Source organism: Mammaliicoccus sp. O-M54 (assembly GCF_022386035.1).
Taxonomy (GTDB): Bacteria; Bacillota; Bacilli; order Staphylococcales; family Staphylococcaceae; genus Mammaliicoccus; species Mammaliicoccus sciuri_A.
On the sequence record NZ_JAJNJE010000009.1, the window covers coordinates 71,974 to 85,601 of the forward strand.

Genomic DNA, 13,628 nt, shown 5'->3' on the forward strand with positions numbered 1-13,628 from the left:
AAAAATATGATATTCAAATAATTACACTCTTTAAATTTCGCAAAACCTATTGTAATATCACTATATTTTGATACAATTGAGAAAGATTATCAATATCAATAACAAAGGGGAGGCCTTTTAATGAAAAAGGTATTAATTTTAGTATTAACGTTAATTTTATTTGTTGCAGCATGCGGGAACAACAATGACAATAAAGATTCAAGTAGCAAGAAAGATTCAAACTCTGATACAAAATCATTTACGATGGATAATGGTAAGAAAGTTGACGTACCAAAAAATCCTAAACGAATTGCAGTATTACATCCAACATATGTCGGCGCATTAGTTAAATTTGATCATACTCCAGTAGCGGTACCAGAATTTATTAATCAAAATAAAGTACTTAAAGATGTTACGAAAGATGCTAAGAAAATAGATCAAACAAATGTTGAACAAGTTGCGAAATCTAAACCAGACTTAATTATTACAAGTGCACAAGACAAAAACCTTAATAAACTTAAAAAGATTGCACCTACAGTTACTTTTGATGCAATGACTTCTACATATAAAGATAATACAACTAAATTAGCAGAATTAGTCGGCGAAGAAGATAAAGCCAAAGAATGGATTAAAGAATGGGATAAAAAGCTTAAAAATGATAGAGAAGAATTAGATCCACTTATTAAAGGAAAAACAGCGACAGTCTTACAACAAACACCAAAAGGACTAATGGCATTCAGTGCTGAATTAGGTCGAGGTACTGAAATCTTATATAGCGGTTGGGGATTAAAACAACCAGAAGACCTTAAGAAAGCAACAGAAAAAACAAATGCTATCTCAATAACACCAGAAGAATTCGATAAATATTTAGGTGACTTTGTTGTAATCGCAGCAAACGGAGATCAAAAAGCACCATTCGAAGATACAAATGTTTGGGCAAATACAGAAGCTAAGAAAAATGATCACGTCGTTAAATTCGATGTATCAGAAACACAATATAACGATCCAATTTCATTAGAAAAACAAAGAGAAATATTCTTAAAAGCATTTAAAGAAATGAAATAAATATGAAAAGAGCTAGGATACGTGTCCTAGCTCTTTTTTTGATGGAGAGTGTGAAATTGAGAGATGTTGGGCTTTAATTTGTAAATTAGTAAAAGATGTGAGTTTATTCTGCCTTTAACTCACATGTTTTGCGATCTCGTGAGTTTACTCCGCCTTTAACTCACATCTTTTGCGATCTCGTGAGTTTATTCCGTCTTTAACTCACATCTTTCCCAATCTCATGAGTTTTCTCTATCATTAACTCACAAGTTTCTAAATCCCAAATATTCACTTGATCATTAACACATAGATTCCCCCATTATAAAAGGACATTTTCTAAGCAACCACTCCAAAACTCACCCTTCCCTCTCTCTAACTTCAGACAACCCGCAGTCTTACCTTGCGCTTAATGAACGTCTGCTTACAAAGGTTAGAATAATGATAACTATGCCTATCAGCATACAGAATAAGCCTAGTTCATGTATACCATTTGTGATGTGGTCACCTTTGAATAATGTACTGATGAGAGTGGATGATACGATTGCTCCGATATACATCGCAGTTCTTAATAATCCTGCTGACATGCCTATCATTGATTTTGGTGCTTGATGATAAAGTGCATTTTGGTTTGCTAAATTTAATAATCCTTGTGGCACACCGAAAATTGCTGCTAATAATATTAATATCCATATTGGTGTATCAGCTTGTATGAATTGAAACCCTATCATCGTAATGAGTGCGCAAATTGTTCCTAAATATAGTTTGAACTTGATTGATAGTCTTGTGCCTGTTAATTGTGCCATAAAAATTCCAACCAAGAATTGAGGTATCATCATGAGTCCTGCATGTGCAGCAGTCAACCCCCTACCCTCTTCTAACCATTGAACATATCCATATAGCACACTATAAGAAATAACTGCTGTAAGTAGAGATCTTACATACGTGTTGTTTAAGGCACCATTATGACCAAGGACTCTTAAATCAATGAATGGCTTTTTAGATTTGAGTTCAACAATGACAAAAGCAACTAAACTGAACAGTCCAATTATAAATAGATAAAAAATGGATTGATCTGGCTCCATAAAGAAAATCATCCATGTTGTTAAAGTAATTGTAAACAACGTTATACCTATAAAGTCTATCTGTTCTTTTAATGCATTTAATTTTTTCGGACTTTCAACTTTTGGATAATATAAAAATCCAAATACGAATGACAGAATGGAAAGTGGAACATTAACTAAGAATATTGCTTGCCAACCGCCACTGTGAATTAACAAACCACCGATTGTTGGACCAATAACAGAAATCGTCTGATTGGATATCGATAACATTGTTAATATTTTACTTGGACTATCTTTACCTGTGCGCTTGCCCTCATAACTGATTAAATACATTGCTGAAGGATAACCTGCACAAGTACCAATACCTATAAGAAATCTTGCTAATACTAATCCATAAAAAGATGGTGTAAAAATCGCACTCAAACTTGCTACACCTACTAAACTTGTAGCAAATAAAAACAACCCTCTAGGACCAAATATATCTATAAGCTTACCTATCACCGGTTGACCAATACTCGTTGCTAAATATAACGATGACACAAGCCATGTCGTTTGATAAAAAGGTATATCAAAAGCTTGTGCAATTGGTATAAGTGCAACAGCTAACATAGAAGAGTTGATAGGATTCAATATTGACCCTAAAATCATTGGAGGATATAGTTTCGTATTAAAGGTTTCCTCACTCGAAACTTGACGCATATAAATTATCTCCTATCTATACGATTGTATTTGACCAATCTATCGTCTCAGTTACTTCCGCATACCTAGGAAAAATTTTATCAATGAGAAATTGATGTGTTTCAAGATCTCTGTCTGTCATCGCATCTGATAAGACCGTTAATTCAAAGTCTTTGTCTGCCGCTTCAACTAAAGTAGATAATACAACACCACTCGTTACCACACCTGTTAAAATAAGGTGATCAATTTGCATACCACGCAATAACACTTCTAAATTACTACCTGTAAAAGCACTAAAGCGATGTTTTGTAACAACAACTTCATCTTCATTTGGTGCAAGTTCGTCTATAATTTGAGTTGATGCATCATTCACACTCATTTGTTGTCCACTTGCTTTAATTCGTGAAAATGATTTGTTGTGAGGTGACACTTCATGAAATCCTTTCGAAAAAGCGACTCTCACAAAAATAACTGGAATTTGATGTTTCCTAGCACTTTCGATAGCCTTTTTGTTTTTATCGATAATTTCACTCGAATTAGATAAACTACCAACAATACCATTTTGCATATCCATAACTAATAAAGCAGATTGATTAGACATACTTACACTTCCTTAATATTCTTTTTAATGCAATGTTATCACAGCCATATTTCTCAAGAAATAATTATGCCTATCAAAAATGCCGAAACAATCATGACTGTTTCGGCTAAATAACTCACTACACACTTTGAGATTTTTTTAATAAATATAAGAAATAAGGTGCGCCTATAATGGCTGTTACTACACCTGCAGGAATTTCGAGTGGTGGAAACAACCCTTTACCTATTGCATCTGCTACTAATAAAAATATTGACCCTATTAAAGCTGACAATGGTAACAATTTAATTGCTTTTGGCCCAACTAATAGTCTTGCAATATGGGGTGCAATTAAGCCTATAAAGCCAATTGTTCCTGTTACTGACACAACAGATCCAACGCAAATTGCTGCCATTACAAGATATACATTTCTAATAAGTGATACTTTTTCACCTAAACTGACAGCAGATTCATCACCTAAACTTAATATGTCAATTTTACGAGCAAATAAGAAAATAAATGGCAACACCACTATGCCTGGGATAAAGAACCATAAATCATCATAATTCCGTCCCCACACACTTCCTGACAACCACAATAATGTCGTATTAATATTGTCTGGATATCTAATCATGAAATATTGAAGACCTGCCTGACATATCGCACTTAAAGCAACACCTATTAATGCAATGGTGTATGTACTTGCTTGGAACAATTTGCCGATAAGCATAATAAGCATGATGAGTACAACTGCACCTATAAATGAAGCAATACCTAAGAAATAAAATGGTAGTGCTGGTAACAATAATGTTTGTGCGACTGCAAATAATCCTGCTCCTTTTGTAACACCGATGATATCTGGTGATGCTAAAGGATTTCTCAGTAAACTTTGGACAATAGCACCTGATACACCTAATAAGCCTCCACCAATCAATGAAATAATCATTCTTGGCAATCGATAATTATATACAACAAAATCATAATCATCTGAAAAGCCAGTTAATGTAGATATAATCTTTGATGTACCTATAAACTGAGAACCTACTTGTAGATTAATGAATAATGCGACCAATAGTACGAGTGAAACGATGATATATTTCCATTTAAGTTTCATACTTTTTGAACACTCCTTCCATTTTTACATAAGTAAAGGAAGAATGGTCCGCCTATTAAAGCTGTTACAATTCCGACAGGCGATTCATAAGGATAAGCAATAATATGTGATAACGCATCTGAATAAACGATTAACACTGCACCAATGAGTGCTGTTAATATAATATGTCTTTCATAACCGCCTCTAATCAACCTCTTAGAAATATGAGGTGCAATTAAGCCTACAAAGCCAATTGGACCTGCAACAGATACTGATGAACCAGCTAGAATAATAACCATCAATCCAAATACGATATAAATCAGTTTCTTATAAACACCTAAACCTGTTGCTAAATCATCACCAAGTGAAATAACCGTTAAATGTCTCGCTAACATAATTGTGATAATCGTACCGATTACAAACCACGGTAATAAGACTTCCACACTATCCCAATCTTTACCGTTTAACGAACCTGTTAACCAATATAGAATATCTGTGGCGTTTTCGTTCATTAATATCAACACTTCAGTGACTGAAGATAGTAGTAAATGAATGGTCATACCCGCTAATGCTAAACGAACTTGATTATTCTCATGTCCATAAATAAAGGTATACACAATCACGCCACCTAAAATCGCACCAATAAATCCAATATATGCACTTTGATTACCATTATAATCAGGAAAGAAAACTAATGCCGCAACAAGTACTAACGAAGCGCCGGCATTAATACCAAATGTTTGAGGTGAAGCAAGTGCATTTCTCGTAATACCTTGCATGATTGCACCTGCTAGCGCTAAACTCACACCAACCATAATCGCAACTAATAGTCTTGGTAGTCTTACCGTTCTAATAATTAATGTATCTTTCGAATGATCATTATGTAATAAAGCATGAAATATCGTTTTAAAACTCATAATTGACGAAGCAAAGCTTAAATTTATAAACATGCCTATTATTAAAATTATGACTGTTGCTATAATGATTATCGTTTCTTTTTTCATAACATCACCAACTCAACTCAGAAATAAAACAATGAACGGACAATTGTATGTACGTTCATTGTTCAAGTATTTATTTCTCTTCGTTATATTTTTCTAAATCTTTTATGATATAGTCATTTGCATTAATACCTCTAAATCTTGTCCAGAAGTCTCTATCTACTTGGTATATTTGACCTTTTTTATATGCTTTAAGATCTTTCCAAATCGCTTTTTCTTTCCAATCATCTGTTATTGGATGCTTTTTGTCAGTTGTAAAAATGATTTTATCCGGATTAATTTTAGATAAATTTTCTAGATTAATATCTTCATATGCATTTTTAGATTCTACAGCGTTGTCTAATCCCAATTTCGTTAATAGTTGACCAGCATAAGAAGTAGAAGTATGAGCTTGGAATGCATCTTCCCTCGCAACAGCTATCATCACTTTTTGACCTTCGTTTTCTTTTGTATCTATTTTATCTTTAGCTTTTTTAATTTTTGCATCTTGCTCTTCAAGTAATTGATTCGCTTTATCTTCTTTACCTAAAGCTTTACCAATTGTTTTAAATGACCCATTCACATCATCGTAGCTTGCTTCTCTACTTTTCAATACAAGTGTTGGTGCAATTTTCTTCAAGTCTTCACTTATACCTTTATGACGTTGAACATCGGCTATAATCAAATCTGGTTTAAGTGAACTGATTGTTTCTAAGTTTGGTTGTTTACGTGTACCAACTGATGTATATTTCACATCTTCACCATATAATTTTTTAATAATTTCTTTCTTATTATCATCCGCAATACCGACTGGTGTATTGCCAAGATTCTTAACTGCATCTGCAAAAGAATACTCTAACACGACAATGTTTTTAGGATTCTTTTTAACTTTTTGAGTACCTAATTCGTCTTTTATTTCTATTGTTTCAGATTTCTTAGCACCTGCTTCGCTACCTTTATTATTGCCACATGCTGCTAGAAACATTGCTGAAACAACTAATACTGCCATAAAAATCCTTGAATATTTATTCATGATGTCCTCCTATTAATTGATAACTGTTATCAATTGTATTATATTCATAAAATAATGTCTATAGTCAATTTTGAATATTTAATTTATAAATCCCTTTATTCAACTGTTATATAACAATTCATAGTTATCAAATGGATTTACTTTATTTTGATTCAGACTATAAAAAAATACATATACATTCAAAATGTACATGTATTTTTATTCATATATTATGGCTTTTTAATAAATGCATATAAGCTAATGATCGCAATAAATACGATACCAATAATGACTGAGATTCTTGTTTCAGCGTTGAACAACATGCCAATAACAACTAATACAAGCATAATAATTGTGATTATATTACTGACTGGTGCGAATGGCATCTTAAATGGATGATCTTTAATTTGTTCTCTCTTTCTAAAATTCATATGACTAATTAAAATAGCAAACCAAGGTACCATACCTGGAAGCACACCTGCGCTGAACACATAAACAAATATATTCGTATCTTTACCTAATATCAGAGGTAATACAATATCTAAGACGATACCGAAGAAGATACCAATTGATACTGCGATAACAGCGATATGAGGAACACCATTTTTATTTGTTCTATAGAATATTTGAGAAATTTGCTTTTGTTTAGATAACGTATAAAGCATACGACTCGTACTAAATATACCAGAGTTACATCCTGACATTGCTGCTGTAATTACAACAAAGTTAATAATAGTTGCAGCTGCAGTGATACCCACTTTTGCAAATGTCGCAACAAACGGTGAACCAATTTGATTCACTTCATCCCATGGATAAACAGTTACAATAACGAAAATCGAACCGATATAGAAAATTAATATTCTCCATACAACACCGTTAATAGCTTTTACTATATTTTTCTGTGGATCTTTCGTTTCACCTGCAGTAATACCAATTAATTCAATACCAATATAAGAACCAAATACGATCGATAATGCAAAGAAGAAACCACTTAGACCACCTGTGAAGAAACCACCACGATCCCATAAATGACTGATTCCAATCGGATTAAAGTTATTACCTATTCCAAAAATTATTAACCCTAACCCTGCAATAATCATTAATATAATCGTTACGACTTTTACAGCGGCAAACCAAAATTCAAATTCACCAAACCACTTAACAGAAACTAAGTTTGCAGAAAGCAATATGAGAACGACTGCTAAACCTGGTATCCATGAAGGTAAATCTGGCCACCAAAATTTAAAATACGACCCTACTGCTATAACTTCACTCATACCGACAATAATCCAGTTAAATGTACTACTTCCAGCGGTTACGAATGAAAATGACGGGTGAATATAATCATTTGCGAACTTAGCAAATGAACCTGTATCTGGATAAACGTAAACCATTTCACCTAACGCTCTCATAATTAAAAATACAAACACACCTGCAATCGCATATGCTAATAACACGGATGGTCCAGTCCACTTAATCGTACTTGATGCCCCCATAAATAAACCAACACCAATTGTGCCACCAATCGCAATCATTTGCATTTGTCTTGACGTTAACTCTCTTTTTAAATTATTATTCATGTCTGACCCTTCTTAATATGTATGTACTAAATTTTCAAACTGTAATTTTAAAAATATTCTATAAATATAGCATTTTTAATAATTCAAAACCAAGAATTTTCAGATAAAAAAATAATATTTTTATAAACTTTCTCACAAAATCTACACATTTGTGCTAAATACTACCAGATATTTCTGAATTTGTTTATAATATATAACTATATTTAAAAATCATACCAATAGATAAAGAAAGGATATTCCCAATGTCTACAATAAATGAAGTAGTAAAAACAGAGTTACACTGTCACCTAGACGGTTCTGTTAGTATCGAATTAATCCAGCAACTTGCACGAGAACAACATGTATCTATTAATTTAGAAGATATTCAAGTAGACCAAAATTGCGAAAGCTTAGATGACTACTTAAAATCTTTCGACACCATTTTAAAAGTTTTACAAACAAAAGATAGTTTAGAGAAGGCAGTTGTCGATGTCGCACAACAAGCACATCATGACAACATTAAATATATAGAAATACGATTTGCGCCACTTTTCCATACAGATAAAGGATTAAATATTGAAGAAATTTTAGAAGCTGTTAACAACGGAGCAATCGAAGCTGAAGATACATATGATATTAAAGTCAATTTGCTAATTTGTGGCATGCGACATCACGACAACCAAACAAACATTGAACTATTTAAATCAGTAGATCAGTTAAATACAACCAATCGTCACATTGTAGGTTTTGATTTTGCAGGTCCTGAAGAAGCATTTCCTACAAAAGTCATACAAGAAGCCATTCAACATTCTACAGATTCTGGCCACCACTTAACATTGCATGCCGGTGAATGCGGATGTATACATAATATAATAGAAGGAATTGAACTCGGTGCACGAAGAATAGGACATGGCGTTGCAGCAATTCAAGACAATCAAGCATTATCATACATTAAACAACACAACGCATTATTAGAAATTTGTCCAACGAGCAACTTACAAACAAAAGCAATTCAATCAGTAGAAGAACTTAATATTAGAAAGCTTATAGAACAAGGCATTCCATTTAATATTAATACAGATAATAGAACAGTTTCGAATACAAACTTAAACAAAGAATATCAACTCTTGTACAACCATCAGTTGTTAACAATACCAGAAATGAAAGACATTAATATTAAAGCAATAGACCATGCATTTATATCAGACATTGAAAAAGAACAATTAAAGACGAAATATTAAAATACCAAAAGGCTGAGACAGATCGTACTGTCCCAGCCTTTTAAGTTTCTTGATTATTATTTACCTGATTCTTTTTTTATGAAATATTTATTTTCAATAATGTAGCCGATAAAGATAACAATACACCAGCCAAGCATATACAAAATATTTGGGCCACTATCACTTTGGTATGAACTGAAAATATATAGAATCATTAATACAAAGATTATTATGTTAATGATGAGCCTAAATACCATAAAATGCTTCAAATTTTTTGCTTCCTCTTGTCCCTTTAGCCAATCTCTAAACATCATGAAAATGATTAATACAGGAGATATACATATCAAAATTTGTTCAAGATTTAGGAATAAACCCAACAACAAACATATTCCTATCATGATAAATACAAATATCAACGTTAATAACTCTCTATTTTTAATTAATTGTTTCATCATACAACCACCATCTTTCAAAATAACCTTTTAGCTTTTATCCAAATTCGTGTTCATATTGTTTTGTTTAAGGAAATATTTATTTTCAATAATGTCAGCGATAAATGATATTATAAGCCATGCAAACAAGTATAAAGACTTTACGTCTTCTCGATAAATACTTAAAAAATATTGAACCAATAATACAACACCTATTAAGAGTATAATTAACCTATAGGTCATAAAATGTTGTATGTTCTTAGCTTTTTCTACACCTCTTAACCAATCACAAAATATCACCAATAATATAAACAATGGAACCATGAAAATAAGCATTTTCGGAACTGACATAAATGAATATAGAAGTGCTCCAATTACAAAGATTAAAAACAAGCTTGCTCCTCTTATTAGTGTTTGATTCTCTAATAGTCGCTTCTGCATACAACCACCATCTTTCAAAATAACCTGCTACCTTTTAAACGCATTTGTCGTCACATTGATTTGTTTAAGGAATTTTTCTATTTTTGCTTGTTGTCTACCATTTACATTTTGACTATCTGGTACGATATCTTTTATATCTTTTGTTGAGATGGTACCTTTTTCTGCTTTATCTTCTATTTTTTGCACTTGTTGATCTAAATTTTTAATTGTTTGATTGTAACTTGTAAAGTACTGACTGATTCTATTTGTTTCTTTTTGATAGCCTTTAGGGAGTGTATTATTTTCTATATAATTCGAGAAGTTCTGGTCATTCTTTTCTAAAAGTTTTCTACCTTCTTCTAATTGATCTGCTTCTCTCTTCGTTAAAGGTTGTTCGTCCCATACTTTTTCTTCAATCTTTGTTGTCACTTTATAAATACTTTCACTTGTATCTAAATAACGTTGAATACTTTTATGTATTTCTGATTTTGATAATTTTTCATTTGTTAACTCAGATTCAAATACAATAGTAGGCAACTTCGCATTTTCATGTTTATTTGACTGCTGTTCTGAATTATTGTGCTCATTATCTTTACTTGCTGAACTTTCTTCGTTTCCACACCCTACAAGTAATAAAGCTAAACTACTATATATAATGACTGATTTAAACCCCTTCATTTTATCTCCCCTATGTATAATTTAAACCTTTCAATATATATGCTATCACTAGTTCATTGTAATTTCTACCATATTTTAGCAATTAATCATTAATTGTTAACCTTAAAAATATTTAGGTTTACAATTAAGAATATTATTAGTATTCTATTAATAATTATAGAGGGGGAATTTTAATGACTTTAGGAAATAACGTAATCAATGGTCATCACTTAACATTTGATGAAGCTTTAAAAATTTATCAAGATGAATCGATTGATACATTAACACTTGTTCAAGAAGCTTATAAAGTTCGACATCATTATTATGGTAAGAAAGTAAAACTGAATATGATTTTAAATGCCAAAAGTGGTATTTGCCCCGAAGACTGTGGTTATTGCGGACAATCAAGAGATGTTAAACAAAAATCTCAAAGATATGCACTGATTCCGGAGAATCAAATTGTTGAAGGTGCTAAAGTGGCTTCTGAAAATAAAATTGGAACTTACTGTATTGTTATGAGTGGTCGTGGTCCTAGCGATAAAGAGATTTCTCACATTACTGATTCTGTTGAGCAAATTAAAAGAAATCATCCTCAACTTAAAATTTGTGCATGTCTCGGATTAACAAATGAACAACAAGCTGAGTCTCTTAAAAACAGTGGTGTAGACCGATATAATCATAATATAAATACTAGTGCTAACTATCATGATGAAGTTGTGACAACACATAGTTTTGATGATCGTGTAAATACAATTAATATAATGAAGGAAAAGAATATTTCACCATGTTCTGGTGTGATTTGTGGTATGGGTGAATCTGACGAAGATATTATCGATATGGCTTTTACATTGAATCAATTAGATGCTGATAGTATTCCAGTCAATTTCTTACATCCTATAAAAGGTACGAAGTTTGGTAGTATGGATGACTTAACACCTATGAAATGTATTAGAATTCTATGTATGTTTAGGCTCATTAATCCTACAAAAGAAATACGTATTGCTGGTGGACGTGAAGTAAATTTAAGATCGCTTCAATCATTATCACTCATGGTTGCGAATTCTATTTTTGTTGGAGACTATTTAATTACTGGTGGTCAACCAAATCAAATGGATTATGACATGATTCAAGATTTAGGATTTGAAATTGATTATTAAAGTATTATTAGAATTTTCAAATTATTATATTAATTTTTAATGTAAAATGATATAATAAACATATGCTTTCTATTACACTTTAATGTGTTGTAGAAAGCTTTTTAATTTTTAATAATGTAAGCGCTATATTAAACTGAGGGGGATAAAAATGGAAGAACCAAATACGCTGCTGACAATAGTTGGACTCGTTATTATTATTTCAATTGTCGCAATGTTAATTATGAAAAAAATTAGTCCAGTTGTAGGAATGATTTTAATACCTGTAATTGGCGCATTAGTTATTGGTCATGGATTTGGAGATATTCGAAAATATGTCGAATCCGGTATTGATCAAGTATTTAATGTCGCAATCATGTTTATTTTTGCGATTATCTATTTCGGTATTATCTCAGATAGTGGTTTATTCAGACCTTTTGTTAGAGGAATGATTAAATTAACACGAGGTAATATTATTATCGTAGCAATTGTCACAACGATTATCGGTACTTTTGCACAATTAGACGGTGCTGGTGCCACTACTTTCTTATTAGCAATTCCTGCTTTATTACCATTATACAGGGCACTAAAAATGAGCCCATACTTATTAGTACTACTTCTTGCATTAAGTGCAGCAATTATCAACATGGTACCTTGGGGCGGACCAATGGCAAGAACCGCTTCAGTTCTTAAAGTCGATAATATCAACGACTTATGGTATCAAGTTATACCTATTCAACTAGTCGGAATCGTACTCGCAATTCTATTCTCTATCTATTTAGGAATCCGCGAAAAAAGACGTATCGCTAAAGCTTTTCCTAATGAAGATGTTGTGAAAATCAATATGGATGAAATTATTGCAAACTATGAAAAAGACCAAGAAGAGAATGCTACTATTAAAGGTGAAGCTACTAAGCATACTTACATACTTTGGCTCAATTTAATACTTACAGTCATCGTCGTAGCTATGATGTTATTAGATATTGTTCCACCTGAATTTGCATTTATGCTCGGTGTCGCAATCGCGTTACCATTAAACTTTAGAGATGTCGACGAACAAATGGAGCGTATTCGAGCACATGCACCAAATGCCTTAATGATGGCAGCTGTTATATTAGCAGCCGGCGTCTTCCTAGGAATACTTAATGAAACAGGCATGTTAGAATCGATTGCATTATCGTTAATTGCAGTATTACCAACAGTTGTAGGACCATATTTACACATTATAATCGGTGTATTAGGTGTTCCTTTAGATTTATTAACAAGTACAGATGCTTATTATTTCGCTATCTTACCTATAGTAGAATCAACAGCCAGTCAATTTGGTGTTCCATCACAATCAACAGCCTTTTCACTTATGATAGGTAACGTAATCGGAACATTCGTCAGCCCATTCGCACCAGCAGTATGGTTAGCCGTTGGACTTGCAGAAATCAATATGGGTAGATATATCAAATACGCATTCTTCTGGGTTTGGGGCTTCTCCATCCTAATGCTATTTATCGCTATCTTGATGGGCATTGTGACGATATAGAATGTGATTTTTGAAAAAAGTGAGGATGTTTAGGGTTTAAGGAAAGACTTTGACGATCTCTTAGCTTTATTCACTACTTAAGCCAAGACTTGGACTATCTCTTGGCTTTATTCAGGCGTTAAGCCAAGACTTTGACGATCTCTTGGCTTTATTCTGGCGTTAAGCCACGACTTGGACCATCTCTTGGCTTTATTCTGTACTTAAGCCACGACTTGAACGATCTCTTGGCTTTATTCAGGACTTAAGCTAT

The 13,628-nt window shown here is 32.5% G+C and carries 12 protein-coding genes; 4 read left to right on the plus strand and 8 right to left on the minus strand.

All coding sequences use genetic code 11. The features are described from left to right. The first annotated feature begins 120 nt into the window (after positions 1–120). Positions 121–1,044: an ABC transporter substrate-binding protein gene (locus tag LQ673_RS13165; protein ID WP_191836694.1), complete on the plus strand. Its 924-nt coding sequence runs from the start codon at positions 121–123 to the stop codon at positions 1,042–1,044. 374 nt (positions 1,045–1,418) lie between these two features. Here the strand turns inward: LQ673_RS13165 and LQ673_RS13170 are convergent, their stop codons facing one another. The 6 genes from LQ673_RS13170 to LQ673_RS13195 all read right to left on the minus strand — a co-directional run bounded on the left by LQ673_RS13170 (position 1,419) and on the right by LQ673_RS13195 (position 8,004). Then, positions 1,419–2,783, minus strand: a complete 1,365-nt coding sequence (locus LQ673_RS13170) for an MFS transporter (protein ID WP_191836695.1) — start codon at positions 2,781–2,783, stop codon at positions 1,419–1,421. 16 nt (positions 2,784–2,799) lie between these two features. Further along, positions 2,800–3,363: a cysteine hydrolase family protein gene (locus LQ673_RS13175; protein WP_191836696.1), complete on the minus strand. Its 564-nt coding sequence runs from the start codon at positions 3,361–3,363 to the stop codon at positions 2,800–2,802. A 118-nt stretch (positions 3,364–3,481) separates the two neighbouring features. Beyond that, a complete protein-coding gene (locus tag LQ673_RS13180; RefSeq protein WP_191836697.1) occupies positions 3,482–4,453 on the minus strand; it encodes a FecCD family ABC transporter permease in 972 nt (323 codons plus the stop codon). Continuing rightward, positions 4,450–5,436 (minus strand): FecCD family ABC transporter permease, encoded by a 987-nt coding sequence (locus LQ673_RS13185; RefSeq protein ID WP_191836698.1) that lies wholly within the window; start codon positions 5,434–5,436, stop codon positions 4,450–4,452. The genes LQ673_RS13180 and LQ673_RS13185 overlap by 4 nt, the downstream gene beginning before the upstream one ends. 70 nt (positions 5,437–5,506) lie before the next feature. Continuing rightward, a complete protein-coding gene (locus LQ673_RS13190) occupies positions 5,507–6,445 on the minus strand; it encodes an ABC transporter substrate-binding protein (RefSeq protein WP_191836699.1) in 939 nt (312 codons plus the stop codon). 209 nt (positions 6,446–6,654) lie between these two features. Continuing rightward, positions 6,655–8,004, minus strand: coding sequence for an amino acid permease (locus LQ673_RS13195; protein ID WP_196308241.1), 1,350 nt, complete (start codon positions 8,002–8,004; stop codon positions 6,655–6,657). A 242-nt stretch (positions 8,005–8,246) separates the two neighbouring features. Between LQ673_RS13195 and add the strand changes: the two genes are divergently transcribed. Continuing rightward, a complete protein-coding gene (gene add, locus LQ673_RS13200) occupies positions 8,247–9,224 on the plus strand; it encodes an adenosine deaminase (RefSeq protein ID WP_191836701.1) in 978 nt (325 codons plus the stop codon). A 56-nt stretch (positions 9,225–9,280) separates the two neighbouring features. On the opposite strand, the gene LQ673_RS13205 is transcribed toward add, so the two are convergent. Together LQ673_RS13205 and LQ673_RS13210 are read right to left on the minus strand one after the other, a co-directional pair. Beyond that, positions 9,281–9,655, minus strand: coding sequence for a hypothetical protein (locus tag LQ673_RS13205; protein WP_191836702.1), 375 nt, complete (start codon positions 9,653–9,655; stop codon positions 9,281–9,283). 447 nt (positions 9,656–10,102) lie between these two features. Beyond that, complete coding sequence (locus tag LQ673_RS13210; RefSeq protein WP_191836703.1) at positions 10,103–10,732, minus strand: NDxxF motif lipoprotein; 630 nt, start codon at positions 10,730–10,732, stop codon at positions 10,103–10,105. Positions 10,733–10,905: 173 nt separating this feature from the next. On the opposite strand from LQ673_RS13210, the gene bioB reads away from it, so the two are divergent. Both bioB and LQ673_RS13220 read left to right on the plus strand, forming a co-directional pair. Then, positions 10,906–11,868, plus strand: coding sequence for a biotin synthase BioB (gene bioB / locus LQ673_RS13215; protein WP_126477985.1), 963 nt, complete (start codon positions 10,906–10,908; stop codon positions 11,866–11,868). A 148-nt stretch (positions 11,869–12,016) separates the two neighbouring features. Further along, entirely contained in the window at positions 12,017–13,378 is a 1,362-nt protein-coding gene (locus LQ673_RS13220) for a CitMHS family transporter (RefSeq protein WP_159315977.1), read from the plus strand. Positions 13,379–13,628: the final 250 nt, after the last annotated feature.